Below are 23,239 nucleotides of genomic sequence, written 5' to 3'. Positions count from 1 at the left end.
CCATCATGCCCGCTCACCGGGCGCCCCCTTCACCAGTCATGTCCGCTCACCAGTCATGTACCGTGCCATCGGCGAGGCGGTTGTAGGGCAGGTAGGCCCGCTCGTACGGGTACTTCCCTGCCTCGTCAACGTTGAGCTCGACACCGAGTCCGGGCTTGTCACCGGGGTGCAGCAGGCCGTCTGACCAGGTGAAGGACTGCTCGAAGACCTGGTCGGTCTTCTGCCCGTGCTTCATGTACTCCTGGATGCCGAAGTTGTGGATGGCAAGACCCAGGTGCATCGCGGCGGCCATGCCGACCGGTGAGATGTCGGTGGGTCCGTGCATGCCCGACTTGATCTGGTACATCGCCGCGTAGTCGAGGGTCTTCTTGAGCGGGGAGATGCCACCCATGTGCGTAACCGCACCGCGGACGTAGTCGATCAACTGGTCACGGATGATGTCCTTGAAATCCCACGCCGTGTTGAAAATCTCACCAATCGCAAGCGGAGTCGTCGTGTGCTGACGCACCAGACGCAGCGCTTCCTGGTTCTCCGCCGGGGTGCAGTCCTCGAGCCAGAACAGGTCGTACGGCTCCAGCGACTTGCCGAGTTTCGCGGCCTGGATCGGCGTCATCCGGTGGTGACCGTCGTGCAGCAGCGGAATCTCGGGACCGAACTCGTGACGGACCGCCTCGAACACCGTCGGCAGGTGGCGCATGTAGGACCGGGTGTCCCAGTCCTCCTGCACCGGCTTCGCACCACGACGCGCCGGCTCGTGGTCGTACCGGGCCTCACCACCACCGGTGTCGGACGACTGCGACGCGATGCCGTAGATCGCTTTCAGCCCGGGAACACCGGTCTGGATACGGATCGCCTTGTACCCCTGCTCCAGGTGCGAACGCACGCTGTCGAACAGCTCCGGCAATTCCTTCCCGGACGCGTGACCGTAGGCGAGAAGACCGGTGCGCGAGGCTCCGCCGAGGAGCTGGTAGACCGGCATCCCGGCCGCCTTGCCCTTGATGTCCCACAACGCCATATCGACCGCGGCGCTCGCCGCCATCGTGACCGGGCCGCGACGCCAGTACGCCGACCGGTACAGGAACTGCCAGGTGTCCTCGATCTTCGAGGCATCCGAGCCGATCAACAGCGGCACCACGTGCTCGGTCAGATACGCCACCACGGCGAGCTCACGCCCGTTCAGCGTCGCATCGCCCAGACCGGTGTGGCCCTCGTCGGTCGTCAGCTTCAACGTGACGAAGTTGCGGTCAGGGCTGGTGACGATGACCTCAGCCTTTTCGATGATCATGGTGAGTCTCCTTGAAACGATGGAACAAACGTGTCGGGCTCAGTTGGCTCGAGCGACAGTCATCTCGGTGGCGCCGGACGCGACGAGGCTGCGGACATCCTCGACGAACCAGGGCACGTCCGCGAGGGTCGGCGAAACGAGTTCGATGAGCGCGGCGACAGAATCGTCGGATGCCACGGCCGCCGTGACCGCGTCCGCGCGCGCATCGACCGCACCCGGGTCCGTCCGCAACCATGCGATCCACGTCGCGATCGCCAGCGCACTCGCGGATGCGTCGCGACCTGCGGCGACCGAACGCTCGGCTACCGCCGCGAAGCGGAACTCCACCTTGGTCGTCGCTTCGCCGGCAATCTGGGCGAGACGATGAACGATGCGAGGGTTGGCGAAGCGCTCGATGAGCTGCTCGCGATACTGCACGTGCTCGGTGCCGTCGGGAAGACCGGCGACCGCCTCGCGCCAAAACGCATCGACGAGCTCGCGGCACGTGGGGTCGCCAATGGCGTCCGCAACGGTGCCGAAGCCGCGCGGCATCCCGGCGAAGGTCAGCAGGCTGTGCGCTCCGTTGAGCAACCAGAGCTTTCGGTTCTCCCAGGGCTCGATGTCGTCGACGAACCGGGCACCGGCGCTCTCCCATTGCGGTCGTCCCGCGGGGAAGTCTCCCGCCAGCACCCAGTCCGAGAACGGCTCGGTGATCACTGCCAGGTCGTCGATCCAGCCTGATTGCGCGGCGATCGCCGCGGCGTCATCGGCGTGCGGCGTGATGCGATCAACAGACGTGCTCACGAAAGACACGTTCGCCGCGATCCACTCGGCAAGACCCGGGTCGACACGTTCGGCGAACGCGATGACGCCGCGGGCGACCAGCTCGCCGTTTCGGGGAATGTTGTCGCATGGAACGATGGCGATCGGTCCGGCATCCGCCTCACGACGCGCACGAAGCGCCGTGACAAGGCGACCGAGAATCGTCGCCGGAGCAGGCTGGGAGCCACGGAGCGCCTCGAGGTCGTCACGCACGTCCGTGTCGTCGAAATCCGGGAGTCCTGCACTCGTCAGTCGGTAGCCACTCTCGGTCACCGTGAGCGTGATGACGGCAACCTGCGGGTCGCGCGCGAGTGCTTCGAGCCGCGCCATGTCGCTCGCCGCGACTGCTTCGACCACACTGCCGATCACGTCGAGCCGATCACCCTCGGGGCCGCGCTCGACCAGCGTGAACAGACCGTCCTGTGCGTTCAGCGCGTCGATGCCCGCACTACTGCGGCCCGCGAAGGCGGCGATGCCCCACTCGGCCGCATCGGCAGCGCGATGCGTGTACCAGGCCTGGTGCGCACGGAAGAAGTGACCGAGACCCAAGTGGATGATCCGCACGGGCGCAGGGGCAGCCGCCACCTCGCCGGAGCGGAGGGCGAGCGCGTCACGGGTGAGTCGCGTGGGTGTCACAGTCTGAAAACCTCTCGCGGGATCGCATCGACGAGATCGCGGATGACCCGTCGCGCGGTGGGAAGACTGACGCGCCCCTCTGAGACCAATCGTGCGAGGAACGCCGCATCCGATCGCCGGGCCGCATCGTGTCGGGCGGGGATGGACAGGAATGCCCGGGTGTCGTCGATGAAGCCACTCGACCGATAGAAGCCAGCAGTTTCAGTGATCGCCGAGCGCCATCGCTGGATCGCATCGGGAGCATCGAGGAACCACCACGGAGCCCCGATGTAGACGCTCGGATAGAACCCGGCAAGCGGCGCAACCTCGCGCGAGTACACCGTCTCGTCCACCGCAAAAAGAACCAGGTGGAAGCCCGGCTCGGTTCCGAAGGCATTCAGCAACGGGCGCAGGTTCTCGGTGTACTCGGTGCGCACGGGAATGTCGTGGCCCGTATCGGGCCCGAAGCGCTCGAATGTCGCTCGATGGTGGTTGCGGTGCACCCCGGGGTGGACGGTCATGACCAACCCGTCCGCAACGCTCATGCGCGCCATCTGGAACAGCATGTGGCCACGGAAGACGCGGCTGCCCGCGGCATCCAGTGTTCCGGCGATCGCATCGCGGAAGAGTTCCTCGGCAACCGCGGGATCCAGATCCGTCGTAAGCGCCTCGATCACGCCATGATCGGCCGACACGGCACCATGAGCGATGAAGTAGTGTCGGCGAGCTTGCAACGCGTCGAGGTACCCCGCGAATGTCGCCGGACTGCCGGTCGCCCCGAGCAGGCGCCCCACGCGTTCGGCGAACCCCGGCGCGTCGGGGTCGGTGTATGCGTCCGGCCGGAACGTCGGGAGCACGCGACCGCGAAATGTCGGGTCGGCGGCCAGCGCCGCATGCGGTGCCAGGTCATCGAGCGGGTCGTCCGTCGTAGCCAGGACCTCGATGCGGAAGCGGTCGAACAGGGCGCGCGGACGAAACCCCGGCTCCGCCAACGCCACGGAAACACGCGAGTAGATACGATCGGCGGTCTCCGGCGAAAGCTCTTCGTCGACGCCGAAGAGCGTCGCCAGCTCGTCCGTCAACCAATACCCACTGGCCGTTCCGGCGAAGCGATGCCAGTGCGCCGCCAGGATGCGCCACGCCTCGCGCGGGTCGACGGGATGGTCGCGATCAAGACCCAGGTCTGCCAGCGGAACCCCGCTCGCGTGGAGCAGGCGCGTGACGTAGTGATCACGGGTGAGGAAGAGCTCGGCAGGGTCACTGAACGGAACGTCGTCGGCCAGCATCCGAGGGTCCACATGACCATGGGGCGAGAGAATCGGCGCCTCGGCGACCTCGGCATGGAGTTCCGCAGCGAGACCTCGAACGCGCTCGTCGGCGGGGAAAAGTCGGAAGTCCACGGCGCTCACTTCGCGATGAGGTTGAGTTGCGCGTTGAGCGCCGCGACCTGTTCGGTCGACACTCCCCCGGCCTGCGCGATGAGCTTTTCGACACTCATCCGGTCGACGATCGCCTGCATCGCGGGCGGAATCTCGACACCGCGACCGACCTCGCCGCGACTGGTCGAAACGGCCTCGAGCACCGAGGCGATCACGCGAGCGCCTTCGTCGGACTGTTTGATGTCGCCCAGCGAGTCCTGGATCGAGAAGAAGCCGTCGGGCGCGGGCAGCGGCGCCTCGTCGAACCAGTTCGAGATCGTCGTGGTCGGTATGATGGATGCCGCGGGGACCTCGTCGACCTTGCGCAGGACGATCGTGTCGGCCACCTCTCCCGCGCGAGCCGTGATCTCGTGCTCGCCGGCCAGCGGCACGTTGAACCGGAAGGCGCGCGCGCCCGCGACATTGCCTACCTCGACACCGTCGACGCTCAGCGCCACCTCGGACTGGTTGGAGTACACCACAACCTCGGTCACCTCTTCGGCCCGTTCGGCGCGACGGCGCCCGGCCACGTGCACGAACGGCTCGGTCGCCCACGCCGCCTTGTAGACGTAGAAGGCGTCCTTCTTGAGTGACCGGTCGAACGAGACGAGCCCCTTCTGGTTGCGCCCCGCGACGCCGCCCTCGTCGCGCCCGGCCGAACCGAAGTCGGCCAGGTTCCACACGTGGGTAGCCCACAACCACGGCCTCGCCTCGATCATCTCGACCATGTGCTCGTGGTACAGGGCCTGGTAGCTCTCGGTGTAGTCGCCCTTCGCGGGCTCTGCCGATTGGAACTGCGGGTTCGCGTCGGCGCCGTACTCCGACAGGCCGATCGCGATCTCGGGGTAGGTCGCGTGGAAGTCGTCGAGCCACCCGTCGTTGTCGGCCGCCTCGCCCACGTACCAGCCGAAGTACAAGTTGTACGACGAGACATCGGGCAGAGTGACCAGCGTGTGGTCGGTCTCGAGCAGGAACAGGTGCGCCATCGCGGTGAGGCGCGTGGGGTCGAGCTCGTGGGCGAGGTCGTTGAGCTCGCGGTGAGCGGCTACGACGTCGTCGCCTGCGCCGGCGAGCGTGATCTCGTTCGACAGCCCCCAGCACACAATGCTCGCGTGGTGACGGTTCTGGATGATGAGCTCTTCGAGCTGGTCGCGGGCGTTGTCGACTGCACCCGGCAGAAACACCGTGATCTGCGGGATCTCGGCCCACACGACGAGTCCGACCTCGTCGCATAGGTCGAAGAATCGCTGATCGTGCTGGTAGTGCGCAAGGCGCACGGTGGTGGCACCGATCTCACGAATCAGGGCGAGATCTGTCTGCTTCATCTCCTCGGTGATCGCGTTGCCGACACCGGCGAAGTCCTGGTGGCGTGAGACTCCCCGCAGAGGGTACTCCTCGCCGTTGAGCAGGAAGCCGCGCTGCGGGTCGACGGCGAATTCGCGGCATCCGAACCTCACCTCGACCACGTCGACAACCGTCTCGCCGTCTAGAAGCTCGGCCCGCGCGATGTACAGGTGCGGGTCGCGCAGACCGTGCCAGCGACGCACCTGCGCGATGGTCAGTTCAGACGAGGCCTCACCCTCGGTGACGGGAACAGTGATCGTCCCCTCACCATCGATGATGAATCTCACGGATGCCGCGGCCGCCGAGCCGACGACGCTCGCGCTCAGCGCAACAGTCGCGCTGTCGTCGGTGAGCGTCGGCGTCGCCGTGATCCCGGGCCCGCCGTGATCGTCGAGCGCGAAGTGGGTGGATGCCACGCTGATCTGCTGCACGTCGCGGTAGATACCGCCGTAGAACGTGAAGTCGGCCTGCTGCGGATACACCGTCTCGTTCGAAGCGTTGTCGACGACGACCACGAGGGTGGCCTCCCCCGCGATGAGATGTGCGGTGAGGTCAACGCGGAACGTTGAGTACCCGCCATCGTGGCGCGCGAGCAACTGACCGTCGACGAACACCTCGGCCGACGAGTTCACACCGGCGAACTCAATCCAGGTCTCAGCCGCATCCGCGTCGGCAATGATTCGCCGCGCGTAGGTCGCCCGACCACGGTGATAGCCGCCACCCGTCTGACCGTCCGCGGCGTTCCACGTGTGCGGCACCGTGACGGTCGAACCGGCCACCTGCACGTCGTCCCAGCTCGCCTCAGGCAGAGCCTCGAGCGCGAATGCCCAGTCGTCGAGAATCGGCGCGATTCGACGGAGAGAAGCGGGGGCGGGCTGCGACATGTGTGGTCTCCTTCGGCGCACAATGTTCGGCGGGATGCCGGCGCTCGGCGCGGATGCCGGGCTCATCTCACGCTAGGGGCTCGATCGCACGGATGATAGAACTGGTAACGCACGAACAGCACTGTTTCTGCATCAATGTCGAACTCGGACCCGAGAATGCCCACCGAAACCCTCGCCCCCATCGTCGAGGCGCTCCGTCAGGTGCTGAGCTCGCCGGTGACGGTCACCACCGACGTCGCCGCCACGTTGGCAGCGTTCGAAGACGCGCACTGCCTCGACCCGCAGATTCAACCTGCCTTCACGGCAGCCGCCTTGCGCGGGTTCATCGACGGGATGCCCGCGCACGTGGTGCACGAGATCGAAGAGCCACTCGGCATGGCGGTGGCCGTCGTGCGTTGGGACGACCAACTTCTCCTCATCGGCCCCTACACGCACGCGCAGATGTATCCGGGAACCGCCGAAGAGGTGATGAGCAGGCTCGCCATTCCGACCGCCTACTTGTCGCTGTACAAGCTCTACCGCACCCGGTACGCCATCGTGGACGCCGAGTACGTGCACCGCAGTGCCACGGCGGTACTGCGAGCCGCAGGCCACGACGACGCGCTCGGCGCACTGCAGCATGTCAAAGCCGAGGGCGGCACGATCGCACCCGGTCACGGCGACCTCCCGCAATCCGGGTCGTTCGCCGTGATCGAGGAGCGCTACCGGTACGAACAGGACTTCATGGACGCGGTGGCCGAGGGAGCCACCGACCGGGCACTGGCCGCGTTGCAGGGACTATCAGGGATGCCGCGCATCACCGGGTATCTCAACACGCCCTTTCTTGGCGCGACGATCCTCCGCATCATGGCGCGTGTCGCGGCGCAGCGCGGCAGCGTTCCCCCGGTGACGATCGACGCGATCTCGCAGGAGTACGCCCAGCGCCTGCACCGGGTGGGCCATACCTCCGACCCGCGCCGCACCCTCGGCTTCATCTCGCAGATGGTCACTGACTTCTGCGAGGCGGTGAGGCGCCACCGCCAACGCGGCTACCCGTCACTCGTGCGTCGAGTCACCGACGAAATCGATCTGCACCTGAGCCACCACCCCTCCACGGCCGAACTCGCCGAGAGTCTCGGAGTGTCGACCTCGACCCTCGCGCGTCGCTTCAAAGAAGCGACCGGCACGACGGTGGCAGGCTATGTCGCCCAGCGTCGCGCCGAACGTGCCGCGCGCCTTCTGGCCACGACCTCACAAAGCGTGCGCGATATCGCGATGTTCGTCGGCTACGACGACGCGAACTACTTCGTCAAGGTGTTCCGCGCCGAGTACGGCATGACGCCCACCGCGTACCGCGATCTCCACGCGAGATGACGAGGCCGCTCGATCGTCAGACGGTCGCTTCGGCGGGGGTCTCCGCCTGCAGCTCGGCCTTGCGACCGGCGACGCGCTTTTGCACTTCGACCATTTCGAGGCGGTCGAGCTTGTAACCGCGCATCGCGATGAGCGTGCAAATCCATCCAAGGATCGGCAACCCGAAGAAGAGCAGCATCGTCATGAAGAGAATCTCGGGTGTCGGGCTGTCAGTGGGCTGAGGCATCACCACGCTGAACCCAATCAGCGCGACCGCGCCCAGCGCCAGCGTTGAGCCGAGGGACGAGATGATCTGATCCACGATGTTGTAGGTCGCCGTCACCGTCGCGGGCAGGAACTTGCCCGACCGGTCGAGTTCATAGTCGATGATGTCGGCCCGCATGGCACCCGATGCCACCGTGACGACCATGGATGCGCCATTGAGCAACAGGTACACAAGGAAGAAACCGATGGCGAGCGGCAGACTGCCGAGAACCGAACGCATGTCGACGACGAGGCAGAACACGGCGAGTACGGCGGCGAGGATCAGGCAGATCCACGTCCATGTCACCGTCGCCGCCTTGGAACCACGCTTGCCGGTGAAACGCGCGCCAAAGATCGCAAAGACGATGCCCGGCAGAATCGCGATGAGGCTCAGCACCGTACCGAGCTGCATGTTGCCGAGCAGAATGCCCCACATCAGGGTGCCGATGACAGCCTGCGAACGCACCGATTGCGCCAGCTTGTCGGACGCACCGCTGATGAGGTAGCGCTGGAACGAACCGTTGTGGGCGAGCACGTTCCACATGTCGCGCACCGTGACTGCGGCCTTCTCGCGCGTGACCGACGTGTGCGCGAAGCTCTCGGGCTTGTCCACTCGAGCGACACCGATGCACGCAAGGATTTGGAACACCAGTGAGCAGGCGACGTAGGTCATCGCCGTCTCGCTGAGCATCGCCACCGTGAACTCGTTTCCGTGCCGGGGCAGGAAGACCACCGTCGAGATGATCGTGAATATCGAGGGAATGAGGTACGAGTACACCGTCGCCCAGACTTGCACCGTGGGTCGTTGACGCGGATCGTTGGTGAGAACCGGACCCGACATCTGGCCGGCGATGTCGTTCATCGAGGATCCGACGATGTACACCAGGTACACGGCGATGAAGAACACCGCTCCGAGACCCGCGTCGGAGCCCCACACGAACAGCATGAGGATGGCGAGTGAACGAATCACCCAGCCCGTCAGCATGAAGAAGCGGAGCTTTCCGAAGCCGAACCGCACCTTCTCGATCACCAGTGCCAGCAGCGGATCGATCACCCCGTCAAACACTCGGGTGACCGTGAGGATGATGCCGGCAACCGCCACGGCGATGCCGTAGCCGGCGTTCTGCAGATAGCTCATCAAACCGACAAGCACGTAGAAAATCATGGCTGAGCCGTTGTTCAACTGGGAGAACGCGATCTCCCAGGTGCGGGCGCGTCGGTACGCCACGCCGTCGACTTCGCTGGCTGTCAGCTTCGGGTTACGCGCCATCGCGTTCACACTCCTTCGGGATTTTCTCACGGCCGACGACGGAAATCGATCCACCGTCCACCTGAGACGTCGGCAATGCTAAGTCGACGAATCGACGCTCGAATAGAACCGAATGGCCACGAACAGCACCGTTTCGGCGCGCATCGCGCCTACCGCACACTTCTGGCTGTGGCGGTCATCGTCGCCAGCACCGCGTCGAGAGTGCGGGTGATGGCGAGGGATTCGGCGTGCGTGTGCCATGGGTGCTCGAGTTCACCGCGGCCGATTGCCTCGGTGACTGCGGCAAGGATCGGCCCGTACCCGTTCCCCTCCCGGGGGTGCTCGACCATCTCGGGTGAGCCGAAGATCTTCTGCACCGAGCCCGCGTGCACGCGGGCGCGGGACCCGGCCCAGAACATGGGGTCGATCGTGATCCAGCCGTACTCCCCGCTGACCGTCGCGGTGAGATCGAGGAATCGGATGCCCGACCACGCGAGCTGCGCGAATGCCGCGCCGTGCTCCGTCGTGGTGTGCCCGTCGATGTCGACGCCCTCATCGAAGACCCCCGTCGCCACGATCGACTCCGGGGCGCCGAGGAACCAATGCGCGAATGTCACCGGATAGATCCCGCGATCGCGCAGGATGCTTCCGCTCTGCGCCGGCGTGAGGACTCGACCGCGCGCCTGAAAGGGCGTCCCGAAGCTTGCACGGACGCTGCTGATCTCGCCGAGCGCTCCGTCGCGAATGCGGTCGAGGACCTCGACATGGAGCGGGTTGAACCGCATCCACATCGCCTCCATTGCGAAACGGCCTGCCGCCGTTGCCGCCGCGTACACACGCGCCGCATCATCCGCACTCGTGGCGATCGGCTTCTCGATGAGCACGTGTTTGCCGGCCGCGAGCGCCTCGATGGCGATGTCGGCGTGCGTGTGCGCTGGCGTGGCGATGTAGACCACGTCGACGTCTGCGCGCGCGAGAAGCTCGTCGCGCGACGCCGTCGCGAACGGGATTCCGTGCGACCGCGCAAATTCGTCTGCGCGTTCGGCGGTCCTCCCCCACACCGCGGTGATCCGCACCCCCGGCAGCCCGGTGAGATCTGCGATCACCCGCTCCGAGATATCTCCTGTGCCGATGATTCCCCATGCGAGCATCGTTGCTCCTTTCGTTCAGATACGTAGCGTCGGGCACTCAAAGATCACGGCAACGTGCGCCGCAGTACCTCGGCGCTGAGCTCAGCACTGCGCAGCGGCGAGCCGCCGATCCAGTTCTTGTGGGTTTCGAGGATCACTGCTTCCACACGCAGGGCTGTCGCGCGCTGGATGATCTCGTCGATGGGCATGTTCCCGCTGCCGAGCTCGACACTGTCGACCTTCACGATGGGCGTCATCGTCGCCCCGGCAAGCCGCGATCCGCGATCGGTCAGGTGGAGAAGACGCACGCGCTCGCCGAGGCGGTCGAGCAAAGCCAACGGATCGGCGCCAGCGGTGACGGCCCAAAAGCAATCGAGTTCGAACGCCACGGCCTCGGCATCCGTTCGCTCTGCGAGCCTGGCAAACGCGGTGCCACCGGAAGCCAGCCGCCGGAACTCGGCGGTGTGGTTGTGATAACTCAGACGGATGCCGTCACCGGCGAGGTTTCGGCCGGCAGCGTTCAGTCGCTGGGCGAGGGCGTCGACGGCCGTTTCGTCCGAGTAGTCAAAGCGGTACATGCCGGTGACAACGATGTTGCGGGTGCCGTACTCGACGGCCCGCGCCACGACGGCGGCCGGCTCTCGCTCGATGGTCCCGAGGTCTTCGTGGAGCGCAACGACCGACAAGCCCGAGCCGCGCACCAGGCGCGGCCAATCCAGTCGTCCGCCGCCGCCCACCGGCATCCCTGCGACCTTCGTGAGGGCGCGCACGAACAGCGGCGTCGGCCGGGTCATGAAGCCGTTGAGCTCTATCCCCTCGAACCCCGCCGAAACCAGGCGCGCGAGGGTTTCGCGTGCCTGGTCTTCGGAGGATGCGACCCGCCCGATCTGAATCTGCTGGATCGCGCGCAGCGGCCGGTGGGTGGCAGGCATTGCGGTCAGAGAGTCTCGCCGGCGTCAGCCATGAGCGTGCTGCCCGTCATGATCATCGACAGGTCGCTGGCGGCGAACAGCACGACTCGGGCGATGTCGTCGGGGGTGCCCATGCGTCCGATCATGCTCTTGTTCATCACCTCGAGCGGGGGCATCTCGATCCCCGCCGCGGCCGCAGCCTCGGCGCCCGCCTTGGCCGCAGCCAGGTTGCCCTCGGTCGGCACGAAGCTGGGTGCAACGCCGAGCACCCGAATGCCCAGCGGAGCGAGGTCAACGGCAAGCGACTTCGTCATTCCGAGCGCCGCATGCTTCGACCCGACGTAGGCGGCCATACCCGGGAACGCGACCTGCACGCCCGCGGTCGAGATGATGTTCACGATGACGCCACCCGGCCCCTCGGGCGACATGCGCTTCGCGGCCTCCCGTGCGCCGAGGAACACCCCTCGCGCGTTGACCGCGAACGTCGCGTCCCACATCTCGTCGGGCATCATCGTCACGGGTGCGTTGGGGAAGATTCCGGCGTTGTTGACCCACACGTCGATCCCGCCGAGTTCGGCGACCGCGAAGTCAGCCGCAGCAGCGACGGATGCCGCATCCGCCACATCGGCCTGGGTGCTCACGACGCGAACACCGTAGCGGTCAGCGAGCTCCGTGGCTGCCGCGCCGGCGGCATCCTCGTTGAGATCGATGAGAAGAAGGTCGGCGCCGGCTTCGGCGAGACGTGCGGCGATGGCCTTGCCGAGGCCCTGGGCGGCGCCGGTGACGACCGCGCGGCGCCCCGCGAGCGAGAGAAGGTCAGAGAGCGGGCGGTCCGAGACATCGGCGAACGGGAAAGACATGTGTGCTCCTTTGCGTGCTGACAATCAGCGAAGTGGGGGGTGAGGGCAGCGGCGCTCAGTTGAGCAGCGCACCCATCTGCTTGGCGATGAGCGTCGTCGCGCGCTTCGGGCTGAGGCGCGACAGCTTGTCCATCGCCGCCGCGTCGCTGCCGATCGTGGCGCGGTACTTGCCCTTGATCACGGCGTCGACGATCACGGCCGCCGCGGTAGACGGCGGGGTGGTCTTGTATGCCGGGGCGTCTTGCGACCCACCCGACAGAGCGACACCCGAGTTCGCGGCGATGTCGGTGCCGATCGCGCCCGGGAAGATGATCGTGACCGCGACCGACGTGTCGAGCAGTTCCGCATAGAGCGCCTCGGTGAGCACCTTCACGGCGGCCTTCGACGCCCCGTAAACGGCTTGCCCGGGCACGGGCGCGTACGCACCCATGCTGGCCACGTTTACCAGGGCCGCTTCCGGGCGCGAGGTGAGCACCGGGAGGAACGACTTGACCATGTTCATGGTTCCCCAGAAGTTCACGTTCATGACCTTCTCGATCTCCGAGTAAGGCAAATCGTCGACCTTCACGAACTTCTGGATGACACCGGCGACGTTGATGACGCCGTCCGCCGGGCCGTGGGCTTCGGCAACGGCCGAAGGAAGTGCCTCCACGGCATCCCGATCGGTGATGTTCACCGTGTGAGCCGAGAACCGCTCCCCCGCTGCGGCGAGCGCCGCCGTCTTCTCGAGCCCTTCGGCGTTGAGGTCGACACCGGCGACGGATGCGCCCGCACCGAGGAGCTGGAGCGTCACTTCGCGACCGATGCCGTTACCAGCCCCGGTGACGACGAACGTCTTGCCTGCGATGTTCATCGGTTCAGCTCTCCGTCGACAGAGCGTTGCGCTTGGCGACCTCGCCGAGCCAGCCGAGGCTCGGCTTCGGGGTGCGTACGAACGTGTCGCGGTCGACGGCGATGAGGCCGAACGTGGGCTCCCAGTGGCCCCACTCGAAGTTGTCGAGCAGCGACCAGTGCAGGTAGCCGCGCACGTCGATCCCGTCGGCGATGGTGCCGAGCAGTCCTTCGAGCGCTTCACGGGTGTAGCGGACGCGCTGGGCGTCGTCTGCCGTGGCGATGCCGTTCTCGGTGATCATGATCGGCGTGTGCTCGCTGACCTCCCACGCGTGGCGCACGGCCATCGCGAGCGAGTCGGGGCGGAAAGCGGTGCCCACGAGCGTGTTGTCGGGGTGCGGCGGGTGCGGGACGAGCCCGTTCGCGTCGACCTCCTGCGAACTGTAGGCCTGCACACCGACGAAGTCGTCGCCGCGGCTGCCTTCCCAGTACACGTCTTCCTTGCCGTGACGAATCTGGAGCAGCTTCTCCTCGCCCCCGGGGGCCGCGGTCAAGGCGCCGGCGGCGATCGTCCAGCCGACCTTCGCGCCAGTGCGTGCGCGCACGATCTCGCGTGCCGCGTGGTGGATGCGGGTGAACATGCGCCCGATCTCGGGGTCGGCGTAGGTGAGGAACTCGCTGTGCGTCTGCTTCTTCTCGTCGTCGCCCTCGGCCTCGACCGTGGGGCTCGTCCAGTCGCCGCCGGATGCCGCAAGGTGACGCATCGCCGTCATGATGGCGGCCTGCATGTTGGGCTCGTTCATCGTGACGACCCACTCGACTCCGTCGAGGATCGTGCACGCCTGTTCGACGAACGCGCAGAAGAGCTCCTGCGCCTCGGGGCCGTCCCAGCCGCCGAGTGCCGCGAACCACTGCGGGGTCGTGAAGTGCTGGAGCGTCACGACCGGGGTCACGCCGTTGTCGAGGCAGAACTCGATCATGCGGCGGTAGTGCGCGAGCTCAGCCTTCGAGAAGTACCCGCGCACCGGCTCGATGCGCGACCACTCCAGGCTGAACCGGTACGAGGTGAGGCCCGCATCGGCGAGCAGCTGGATGTCTTCGCGATACCGGTGGTAGCTGTCGACGGCGTCGCCGGACAGCTCCATCCCGGGCATCATCTGCTCGCGCGCCCACCAGTCGCTGTTGACGTTGTTGCCCTCGATCTGGTGCCCGGCGGTTGCGGCACCCCAGAGGAAGCCATCGGGAAAAGCGGTCATGTCATACTCCTTGATCACGTCGGTGTGGGTGTCGGTCACCGTGCGATGACGGTGGGGTCGGATGCCGGAAGCCCGGCGCTGCGGTCGAATCGGCCCGGCAGGGCCTGGTGTTCGGTTCCGTCGGGGAAGATCACGCGCGCGGTCGTGCCCGCGGGGATGTCGGCGGTGATGCGGATGCTGTCACCGTCGATGCGCCACTCAACGGCGATCTCGCCCTGCGGGCCCGCGTGCGTGCCGCGCGCCCAGGTCATCCCCGGTGCGGGTACGGGGGCGATCACGACTTTCTCCCACGCGATCGAGTCGGCGTCCTGACGCAGGCCCAGGGTGTGGGTGTGCAGGAACCGGATGACGGCGCCCTTGCTGTAGTGGTTGAGCGAGTCGTGGGCGACACCCTGCTCGTCGATGCCTTCCCAGTCCTCCCAGATCGTGGTCGCACCGCGGTCGAGCATGTACAGCCACGACGGCGCCGATCGCTGCGCAAGGAGCGCGTAGGCGACGTCGGCACGACCGGCGTCGGCGAGCACGGGCAACAGATCGCCGGTAGCGAGGAAGCCCGTCCCCAGGTGCATGCCGGCCTCCTCGATCAGTTCGATGAGCCGTGCGGTAGCCGCAGGCCGGAGAGCCTCGGGAATCAGGCCGAACGACAGCGCGCGCACGTACGCGGCCTGCGAATCGGTGACCGTGGTGCCGTCTTCGTGCAGGTACGCCTCACGCCACGCACCCGAGATGCGCGTCGCGGTCGCGGCATAGGTCGCGGCATCCGACTCTTTGCCCAACACTTCTGCGATGCGTGCGAGCGTCGCCGTCGACCGGTGCAGGTACGCCGTGCCCACCTCGCCCTTGTCGGCCATGAACCAGGCCATCGGGTTGTGTGCGATCGGGTCGATCCGGTTGCCGTCGGCATCGCGCTGCTTCGGCTCAGTCCACTCGCCCCAGTGGAAGGTGCCGTCCCACAGGTACTGCTCGAACGGCTCCGGCTCGGGCGAGGCTTGCACGCGAGCGTGGTGACGTTCGGTGCGCGCCTTCTCGAGCGCCCACTCCACCCAGCGCACCATCGCGTCGTAGTTCTCCTCGAGAACCAGGCGATCGCCGTAGGAGAGGTACATCTCCCACGGCACCGCGACGATCGCATCGCCCCAGCCCGAAGACCCGGTCATCATGGCGAACTGGTCGTCAAGGTTGTGCTTGATGCGGCGTCCGTCAGGCGAGAAGTTCGCGATGCGGCCGTCGTCGAGCTGGTCATCGCGCACCGAGCGCAACCACTTGCGAGTGAACCCGAGAACGTCGTACAGCCGGGTCGCCGTGGGGGCGAACACCTGGTAGTCGCCCGTCCATGCCAGGCGCTCGCGCGTCGGGCAGTCCGTCGGCACGTCAACGGCGTTGCCGCGGAAGCTCCAGTCGGCGACCTCGTGCAGCCGGTTGAGGTCGGCGTCGCTGCTGTGGAAGCTGCCGGTGCGTTCGAGGTCTGTGTGCACGACCTGCATGGTGAGGGATGCCGCGTCCAGCGGCGTTCCGGTGCGCGCGATGCGCGCGTATTGGAAGCCGTGCACGGTGTGGCGCGGTTCGAAAACGTCCCCCGCAGGGCCGGCGATCACCTCGTCACGCTGGACGAACTCTTTGCGACCCTCGGGGCGCACCGAATCCAGGTGCGAGGTCGACAGGTCTCCCGACGCGTCGACGTACTCGCCGTAGTCGATCACGGTGCGGGTCCCCGGCTCACCGAGATCGGTCACCCGAATCCATCCCGACGCGTTCTGCCCGAAGTCCACGACGGTGACGCCGTCGCTGATTTCGGTCACGGCCACCGGCGAGCGCGATTCGATCACGCGCACCGGTGGTGCCGGCGACCACGAGATCGCGGGCGGGTCTGTGACCACCCCGACGCGGACCGGGGTGGGCGGGGCGGGAGGTGCCGAAAAGTCGACGCTTTGACCGGCCATGAGATCTGCCCGGGTCGTGGTCGAGGCTGCGCTGGTCCAGTCACCGTCCGTACTGACCACGGTCGTCGAGCCGTCCGCGAGGCGCACGTGCACCTCGGCGCGCACACCGATCGTCGTCCCCCACCCGGCCGGCAGACGGAAGGCGCCAACCTGTCCGCGGTACCACCCGTCCGACAGCTCGATCTCGATGCGGTTCGCGCCGATACTCAGCAACGACGTGACGTCGTGCGCTTGCGCGTAGAGCGTGCGATCGTATGACGTCGTCCCCGGAGCGAGTTCGTCGTCACCGACGCGGCGTCCGTTCACACTCGCCGTGTACACGCCGAGTGCTGTGGCGTACAGGCGCGCCGAGACCGCTTCTGCCGGCAGGGTGAACGTGCCGGTGAGCACGTGCGCGGGGCGCAGACCGTAGCCGGCGTCGTCACCCTCGGCCGGCGAGATCCACTTGGCGGTCCAATCGCCATCGAGCAGCCCTGCTTCGAACGCAGCGGACGCCGACCACGCGGCATCCGGCACCGCCTGTCGCACCCGCCACTGCACGGTGTTGCCGCTGACGAGCGGCGCGAAGGGCCATTCGATGATGCGGTGTCCGTCGACCTCTGCGGTCACCGGCGTGCCGCCGTCGATGATTGCCTCTATGACGTGGCGGCCGCCACTGCTGATGTACGACAGACGCGGGCGGTCGCCGGTGACGACGAAGCCGTCGCCGCCGCTGTCGACCGAGAGTGCGTAAGGAGTGGTGTGCGACATGAAGGTGTTTCTCCGGTCGGGATCAGCGGACGGACTTGACCTTGAGCAGGATGATGAGTCCGCCGATGAGGGCGAAGACCGCACCCGTCAGGTACAGCAGCGTGTAGTTCTTCACGTCGCCGACGGCGCCGATGGTGATGACGACACCGGCCAGCAGCGGCGCGATCGCGCTGGGGATCTTCTGCGCGAACTGCGTGACCGCCATGTAGCGACCCGCCTGATCGCGCTCGGGAATGATCGCGTAGATGATCGCCTGGTCGACGGTGGCGAACACCGCGATGGCCAGTTGCATGAGAACCGCGCCAACGATGATCTGCGGCAGCGACCATGCGGTGGCCTCGGCGACCGCACCACCGACGAAGAGCAGCGCGGCGAGCATCACGAACAGACGACGGCGCTGCAGCTTGTCAGACAGGAAGCCGCCCAGGATCGCACCGCCGGCAGCGGCGAGCACACCCACCATTCCGACCGTGGCCACGATGCCGGCGACTTCACGCACCGGCAGGTCGAGTCGCTGGGCGTAGAAGAAGGTGCCGAACGTGGTGTTGAAGTAGAGGCCGATGAAGAACACGAAGCGGCCGAGCCAGTTCCAGGCGAAGTCCGGGTACTTGCGCACGTTGAAGCCGTAGCTGGTGACCACGGACTTCACCGTGACCGTGTCGGTGCGGGGCAGGTCTTTCGAGCTGCCCTCGGGCTTGATCAGCGGGAAGAGTGCGAGCATCAGCGCACCGATCACGCCGGGAACGATGAAGATGAGCATCGTGTTCGACGACACGGCGTAGGCGACGCCAATTCCGAGCACCGGAGCGACCTGAGTCATGAGGCCGGTGAGGGCAGCGACCTTCCCGCGCTGCTGCTCGGGCAGCTTGTCGGCCTGGATGGTCTGGATCGCCGCACCGGCGATCGACCACCCCGACATGCCGAGGATCCAGCCGGCCCCGACGATCAGCAGATCGGGGGCGAGTCCGATGACAACCAGGCCGATGAGCCCGATGGCCGTGCCGAGGTAAATGAAGGGCGAACGGCGACCGAAGCGCGAGCGGGTGCGGTCGCTCCAGATGCCGATGAGCGGGCTGATGACCAAGTAGACCAACTGCGCGGTACCGGTGATGTAGCCCAGAACCTCTTCACGCCCCGGCGCGAGTTCGGTGATGCGCACGGCGATGCCGTACGAGAGCGGAACCATCATCGCCATGGAGGCGCCGAAGCTCGCCAGCATCAGCCAGAAAATGTATCCGCCGCTCATCTTGGCGGTCGGTTCGGCTCCCGTGGTCGGTGCCAGGAGTGCGGCACTGTCGGGCTGAACGCCCGTGAGGGGCTCGGCCTCGGCGACTCGCTGCGCGCCCGAGGGCACAGCGTCGGGGGTCTTCGTCACGGGGACTCCTTCATCAGGTGACTGGTCCGCGGCTACGCGGAGCGGCATCGGCGACGTAAATGTAACCGACGTGGTTATCTTTCGGAAAGAGTAACCGGAGTGGTTACTATTGGCAAGTCATCACCAGACGCTGGCAGACTCGATGACGAGGAGACGCCCATGACCACCACGCCGAGCGCGACGCCGGACGCGGCAACCACCACGGATAAGCCCACTCGGGGGCGCCGGGGGCCGTATGCGTCCACCCCCGCGCGCCGCGCCCAGATCGTGCGCGCGGCCCTGGCGAGCTTCGCCGAGCACGGGTACGAGCGCGCGTCCTTGCGTGATATCGCTGCGCGTGCGGAAGTCACTCACGCGGCACTGTTGCGCCACTTCGACAGCAAGGATGATCTGCTGCTGGCCGCTCTCGCGCTTCGTGACGCAGACGACGAAGAGCTTGCCCGCCGGATCATGGCATCCGACATCTCGGCCGAGCGCGTGCTGTCGAGCGTGCTGAAAGACGAGTTCGCGCACCCCGAACGTCAACGCAACTGGTTGGCGATCACGGTCGCCGCGACAAACCCCGAGCATCCCGCACACGACTTCTTCATCGCGCGCCGCGAGCGCATGCGGGAGCACTTCTCGACCGACACGCTCGGCATCGCCGGCACCGGCGACTCGCTGACCGCCGACGACAAGGTCACCCTGCTCCTGGCGATGATGGACGGCCTGCGCATCCAAGCACTCCTCGACCCCTCGCGGGACGTCCTCCCCCTGCTCGAGACCTTCATGCGGTCGATCGCGCGGCCGTAGGCGGAGGAGCGCCGCGGGCCCCAAGAGGGGTACCGAGGGCGCCTCCCACGCCTCCCCCACCAGGCGTAGCGTGAGCGGAGTGAGCCTCGAACTAGTCCTCAACAACGGTGTCCACATGCCCACCCTCGGGCTTGGCGTCTTCCAAAGTCCACCCGATGAGACGGCAGCTGCCGTCGATACAGCGCTCCGGGCCGGATACCGGCATATCGACACCGCCGCAGCCTACGGCAACGAGCGTGAAGTGGGCGTCGGCATCCGCCGATCCGGCCTCGCCCGCGAAGACGTGTTCATCGAGACGAAGGTATGGGTGTCGGACTACGGCCGCGAAGAAACTCTTCTCGCGTAGGAGAAGTCCTCACGCAAGCTCGGCGTCGAGCAGATCGAGAGATTGATGGATGCCGCGACCATCGTGCCCGCGGTCAACCAGATCGAACTACACCCGTACAACACCCAGCCGGCGACCCAGAAAACGGACGCCAATCTCGGCATCCTGACCCAAGCGTGGTCGCCGATCGGGGGCATCACCTTCTACCGGGGGCCATGGGGTGACGAGCGGCGTAGCGTGATGCAGGACGAGACGATCACCGCGATCGCCGCGGCCCAGGGCAAGTCGCCGGCGCAGGTGATGATCCGGTGACGACGAATCCCCGGTGAGATCTCTACGTTCTCACCGGGGATTTTTCCGTCGGGATGACAGGATTTGAACCTGCGACCCCTTGGAGAGCTCGGGCGATTTCCGAGTCTCACCGGATGTCTCGGGAACCCTCGCGTTCCCTTGTGTTGACGGGGAACCGGACGGTTCGAGTTCTCCGATTGTATCCGGTTGCTTTGGATCGATTCCGGGTGAATGAGGTGGCAATAAGGTGGCCCACTCCCCCGCGACTCACGTGATCCAGCCGGCCCTCGCACCACCGGCCGGACGGTGCCGGATGAGCGTCGTCTCTCTACAATCGCGACGGGGCAAGTACTCACCCCCTCGCGAGTACCCGCCCCGTCGATCCGCGAACCCGAAGTGACGGCGTCGAGTCGAGGAAGGCCCCCGGCTCGGCGCCGTCGATGAGCGCGAACAGGCGCCTGGCGACGTGCGAGCCGAAGGCGACGACGTCGTGGCTCAGCGCGGTCAGACTCGGGAGCGTGTGCTCGCACAGGACCGAGTCATCCCACGCGATCATCGACACGTCGGTGGGGACCTCAAGCCCCAGCTCGTGGGCGACGGTGAGACCTGCCACAGCCATGACGTCGTTGTCGTAGATGAATGCGGTCGGAGGTTCGGCGGACTGCAGTGCGGCGCGCGTCACGTCAGCGCCCTGGTGCGGGGTGTAGTCGGTGCGCAGCAGTTCACCGGCGAGGCCGAGCCGGTTCGCCTCGGCGAGGAATGCTTCATCTCGGATCGCCGTGTGGGCGAGCCTTTCGAGGCCTGCGACACGCGCCACCCTGCGGTGTCCGAGCTCAGCAAGATATCGCAGCGCGGAGCGCACCGACGAGGCGTCGTCGGTCCAGACCGACGTGAGCCCTCCCGCCACGCTGGGGTCGCCGACGACGACGGTCGGCAGTGCGCCAGGTTGGTAGCTCAGACGAGTGGTCGAGCTTGGAGCGGCAGCGACACTGACCAGGTCGTTCGTGACAGACGAGAGGCACGACGAGCACCTGGCAGGTGACCAGCCTGGCGCCGAGTTCGCACGGACCCCGGACAGGATCACCTTTCGCCGGAGTCCTCGTGCACGAGCCGAACGCCGAGGGCGACGAGCACCTGCCGCCGGCTCACTGTTTGTCGGGCGGTGGAGGGGTCGACCTGCCTGCTGAGATCTTCGACGCCCACACCGCAACGTCCACGCGACAAACGACCCACAGTGTTCGTCGTCCGCAACGACTACTCACGGCGTTCCAGGGTCGCGACCTCATCCACGCGTGTCGGTGCCGTCCGGTTTCGCTCGCCTATCACGGGCATCACGACGTGTGATGACGAATACGATCGCTGTAAGTGTCGCCATCGTGAGCGCGGTGGCCCGAAGGTCGTATCCGTCGACCGCGCTGGACATGACGAACCACGACACGTTGTAGCCGGCGTGTCCCAAGACCGCAAGCCAGACCGCCCCTCCGCTGGCTCGCGCTAGCCGCACAAGAAACACCCTGAACGCGATCGTGAAGACGCATTGCCCCGCGATCCATGACGGCGGATTGCCTGCCTGCGAGTATCCGATGATGTGCCACCCTGCCCACAGTGTCCCGATCACTAGTCCCGCCTGAAAATCGGTGAGACGGGCAAGCATCGGCAACAGAAGGCCAGTCCAGCCGATCTCCTCACAGGCTGCGGCGAAGAGGTAGACGACCGCCAGCGCCATCACTGCGAAGGGGTTCGCTCCTGGTGCCGACCAGTCGTCGACTTCGGGAAGGAAAACGGCCACGACGGGAACCGCGAGCGTCAGCGCCCACGGCAACGCCCGTCGAGGCAGCAGGCTCAGCTGTCGTCGTAGGTCAAGCAATCGCCCCGCGGCGATCGCGGCGATCACCGCCGCGATCGTGGGCGTTACCGCTTGGAGCCGCCGAAAACGGCAGATTGACGCCGATGACCGGTTCGAGAGAACCCAGCACCAAGCCCGCTAGCCAGAATCCGCTGCTGAGGACCACGAGCAGCACCATGAACAGGAGCGCTGTGCGCAACGTCGACGCTCTCCCGCCCACGCGTCACCATTCCCTCCGGCACGACAGCTTCAAGGATCACAGCCACTTGTGCCGCGCCAGTGGGATGCTGTCAGCCTTGCGCGTCCCACCATTCGAGGACGCGGATGGCTTGATGGGTGACCCATCTCGACGGCTCGCCGGTGGGAGCGTCGATGTGGAACCAGACCTTTCCTTGCAGCCGGTGGCCCTGGAGCCACCTCCCGTCTGGCTGTCGTTGCGCACGGATGTGCTCGATCGCGTCGGCCATACGCCGGTCTGGTGATGTGCCGTCGGCAAGAGCGGCAGCACGGAAGTAGTCAGCGGCGGCGAGAACGTTGTAGTACGCGCGGCGTGGATGCGCGAGGCTCAGCGTCCAATCGTTGAAGGGTTCCCCGGTCGAGAGCTTCCGGAACAAGTTCCTGCGGAGGAGGTATTCCTCCCCGCCGCGGCGGGCCGCGCGGACACGGTCGGCGTCTCCGGTGGCGAGTTGATAGTCCAGCAGCCCGATGAGGGCGTTGAGTGTGGAGTGGAACGAGGAGACGGTCGCTCCTTCTACCCACTCGCAGTTCCAGCCGCCGTCGTCGAGCTGGTGTTCCAGGAACCAGGCGACGATGCCGTCGACGTCCACCCCCAGCCATAGGCCGTTGGACAGGGTCCAGGAGTTGATGCAGCAGTCCACCTCACCGCCCCAGTACGGCAGGTCGTCGTACTCCCAGCGCGCGTTCGCCTCCAGCCTCTGCGCGGTGTCCCCCAGCGCTGCGGCGTCAAGGCCCCACTCGCGTAGGTCTTTGAGTACCCAGGTGGTGGCGGTCCAGGGCTGCGGCTCATCGGCGTCCCAGTCCCACCCGACCGGGAAGAACGCACCACCTGCCCACTGCCCATCGGGGTCCTGACGTGCCAGCAGGTCTGCGCCGAACCCCTGGGTCGCGACCCTCGCCCGGGTCGCCCGCCAAACCTCCTGGGGCGCGCCCAAGAGGTCGCGTTCGACCTGCCACCGCAGTGCAGGGTCCGAATCCAGGAGCCAGTCGGCAAGGCTGTCGCGGATCATCGCTTCCTCCGTTCATGTGCGAGCGCCGGCCACGTCCTCGGCAGATAACCGCGCCGTCCCGGTCCCTTCATCCGTCAATCCTTCGCTGCGGCGTCCGTTAACCGAGTTCCCGCAACTCGGTCGTCATGTCCCCGCCGGCATCGCCGGTGTTCGTCGTACCCACAGGTTCGAACAGGACGACCTGAGCCTCCTTGGTCGCTTTCGGGCAGTGCTCGACTCCGCGCGGGACGACGAAGACGTCGTTGGGGTTCAGGATGACGTCGCGATCACGGAGCTGGATCGTGAGCTGGCCGCTCACCACGAGGAACAACTCGTCGGTGTCGGGATGGGAGTGCCAGACGAACTCGCCTTGCAGTTTGACCACCTTGACGTCGTAGTCGTTGACGCTGGTCAGTCGATGCGGCTGCCAGTGCTCGGTGATCGCCGCGAGGGCCTCATGCAGGTTACGGACACCGTCTGCCGTGCCCGAGGCCTCGGCCGAAGTCACAGGAGT

The 23,239-nt window shown here is 66.5% G+C and carries 19 protein-coding genes and 1 pseudogene; 3 read left to right on the top strand and 17 right to left on the bottom strand.

Annotation, left to right across the window (positions count from 1 at the left end; genetic code table 11):
- Positions 1-46: 46 nt before the first annotated feature.
- From manD to ON062_RS08545, 4 genes are read right to left on the bottom strand one after another with little or no spacing between them, the layout of a single operon-like run.
- Positions 47-1,285 carry a D-mannonate dehydratase ManD gene (gene manD / locus ON062_RS08560; RefSeq protein ID WP_274646720.1) on the bottom strand — a complete coding sequence of 413 codons (1,239 nt, stop codon included), beginning with the start codon at positions 1,283-1,285 and terminating at the stop codon, positions 47-49.
- Positions 1,286-1,324: 39 nt separating this feature from the next.
- Complete coding sequence (locus ON062_RS08555; protein WP_274646719.1) at positions 1,325-2,722, bottom strand: mannitol dehydrogenase family protein; 1,398 nt, start codon at positions 2,720-2,722, stop codon at positions 1,325-1,327.
- Positions 2,719-4,101, bottom strand: coding sequence for a glucuronate isomerase (gene uxaC / locus ON062_RS08550; RefSeq protein ID WP_274646718.1), 1,383 nt, complete (start codon positions 4,099-4,101; stop codon positions 2,719-2,721). Before uxaC ends, ON062_RS08555 begins: the two co-directional genes overlap by 4 nt.
- Positions 4,102-4,106: 5 nt before the next feature.
- Positions 4,107-6,347, bottom strand: a complete 2,241-nt coding sequence (locus ON062_RS08545; RefSeq protein ID WP_274646717.1) for a glycoside hydrolase family 2 protein — start codon at positions 6,345-6,347, stop codon at positions 4,107-4,109.
- A gap of 156 nt (positions 6,348-6,503) precedes the next feature.
- Here ON062_RS08545 and ON062_RS08540 point away from each other — a divergent pair, with 156 nt between their 5' ends.
- Complete coding sequence (locus ON062_RS08540) at positions 6,504-7,700, top strand: AraC family transcriptional regulator (protein WP_274646716.1); 1,197 nt, start codon at positions 6,504-6,506, stop codon at positions 7,698-7,700.
- Between the two features lie 16 nt (positions 7,701-7,716).
- Here the strand turns inward: ON062_RS08540 and ON062_RS08535 are convergent, their stop codons facing one another.
- The 8 genes from ON062_RS08535 to ON062_RS08500 all read right to left on the bottom strand — a co-directional run bounded on the left by ON062_RS08535 (position 7,717) and on the right by ON062_RS08500 (position 18,245).
- On the bottom strand, positions 7,717-9,213 hold the full coding sequence (locus tag ON062_RS08535; protein ID WP_274646715.1) for an MFS transporter: 1,497 nt from the start codon (positions 9,211-9,213) through the stop codon (positions 7,717-7,719).
- A gap of 149 nt (positions 9,214-9,362) precedes the next feature.
- Positions 9,363-10,343 (bottom strand): Gfo/Idh/MocA family protein, encoded by a 981-nt coding sequence (locus ON062_RS08530; RefSeq protein WP_274646714.1) that lies wholly within the window; start codon positions 10,341-10,343, stop codon positions 9,363-9,365.
- Positions 10,344-10,387: 44 nt separating this feature from the next.
- Positions 10,388-11,254 carry a sugar phosphate isomerase/epimerase gene (locus ON062_RS08525; protein ID WP_274646713.1) on the bottom strand — a complete coding sequence of 289 codons (867 nt, stop codon included), beginning with the start codon at positions 11,252-11,254 and terminating at the stop codon, positions 10,388-10,390.
- 5 nt (positions 11,255-11,259) lie between these two features.
- A complete protein-coding gene (locus ON062_RS08520) occupies positions 11,260-12,093 on the bottom strand; it encodes an SDR family NAD(P)-dependent oxidoreductase (RefSeq protein ID WP_274646712.1) in 834 nt (277 codons plus the stop codon).
- Positions 12,094-12,148: 55 nt separating this feature from the next.
- On the bottom strand, positions 12,149-12,946 hold the full coding sequence (locus ON062_RS08515; protein ID WP_274646711.1) for an SDR family oxidoreductase: 798 nt from the start codon (positions 12,944-12,946) through the stop codon (positions 12,149-12,151).
- A 4-nt stretch (positions 12,947-12,950) separates the two neighbouring features.
- Positions 12,951-14,180, bottom strand: a complete 1,230-nt coding sequence (locus ON062_RS08510; RefSeq protein ID WP_274646710.1) for a glycoside hydrolase family 1 protein — start codon at positions 14,178-14,180, stop codon at positions 12,951-12,953.
- 35 nt (positions 14,181-14,215) lie between these two features.
- A complete protein-coding gene (locus tag ON062_RS08505; protein WP_274646709.1) occupies positions 14,216-16,870 on the bottom strand; it encodes a family 78 glycoside hydrolase catalytic domain in 2,655 nt (884 codons plus the stop codon).
- Between the two features lie 22 nt (positions 16,871-16,892).
- Positions 16,893-18,245 (bottom strand): MFS transporter, encoded by a 1,353-nt coding sequence (locus ON062_RS08500; protein ID WP_274646708.1) that lies wholly within the window; start codon positions 18,243-18,245, stop codon positions 16,893-16,895.
- A 159-nt stretch (positions 18,246-18,404) separates the two neighbouring features.
- On the opposite strand from ON062_RS08500, the gene ON062_RS08495 reads away from it, so the two are divergent.
- Both ON062_RS08495 and ON062_RS08490 read left to right on the top strand, forming a co-directional pair.
- Entirely contained in the window at positions 18,405-19,037 is a 633-nt protein-coding gene (locus tag ON062_RS08495; RefSeq protein ID WP_274646707.1) for a TetR/AcrR family transcriptional regulator, read from the top strand.
- A 115-nt stretch (positions 19,038-19,152) separates the two neighbouring features.
- Positions 19,153-19,671: pseudogene (locus tag ON062_RS08490) on the top strand (aldo/keto reductase); the annotation flags it as partial.
- Positions 19,672-20,005: 334 nt separating this feature from the next.
- Here ON062_RS08490 and ON062_RS08485 read toward each other — a convergent pair.
- The 5 genes from ON062_RS08485 to ON062_RS08465 form a co-directional block, all read right to left on the bottom strand.
- Positions 20,006-20,737 carry a LacI family DNA-binding transcriptional regulator gene (locus ON062_RS08485; RefSeq protein WP_274646706.1) on the bottom strand — a complete coding sequence of 244 codons (732 nt, stop codon included), beginning with the start codon at positions 20,735-20,737 and terminating at the stop codon, positions 20,006-20,008.
- A 198-nt stretch (positions 20,738-20,935) separates the two neighbouring features.
- Entirely contained in the window at positions 20,936-21,547 is a 612-nt protein-coding gene (locus ON062_RS08480) for a CPBP family intramembrane glutamic endopeptidase (RefSeq protein ID WP_274646705.1), read from the bottom strand.
- Positions 21,513-21,719, bottom strand: coding sequence for a hypothetical protein (locus tag ON062_RS08475; RefSeq protein ID WP_274646704.1), 207 nt, complete (start codon positions 21,717-21,719; stop codon positions 21,513-21,515). The genes ON062_RS08480 and ON062_RS08475 overlap by 35 nt, the downstream gene beginning before the upstream one ends.
- A 70-nt stretch (positions 21,720-21,789) precedes the next feature.
- On the bottom strand, positions 21,790-22,746 hold the full coding sequence (locus tag ON062_RS08470; protein ID WP_274646703.1) for a squalene cyclase: 957 nt from the start codon (positions 22,744-22,746) through the stop codon (positions 21,790-21,792).
- A gap of 97 nt (positions 22,747-22,843) precedes the next feature.
- Complete coding sequence (locus ON062_RS08465) at positions 22,844-23,233, bottom strand: cupin domain-containing protein (protein ID WP_274646702.1); 390 nt, start codon at positions 23,231-23,233, stop codon at positions 22,844-22,846.
- Positions 23,234-23,239: the final 6 nt, after the last annotated feature.

Origin of the sequence: Microbacterium sp. C7(2022) (assembly GCF_028823665.1) — a bacterium.
Classification (GTDB): domain Bacteria; phylum Actinomycetota; class Actinomycetes; order Actinomycetales; family Microbacteriaceae; genus Microbacterium.
This window is presented reverse-complemented; position numbering and strand designations above follow the sequence as displayed.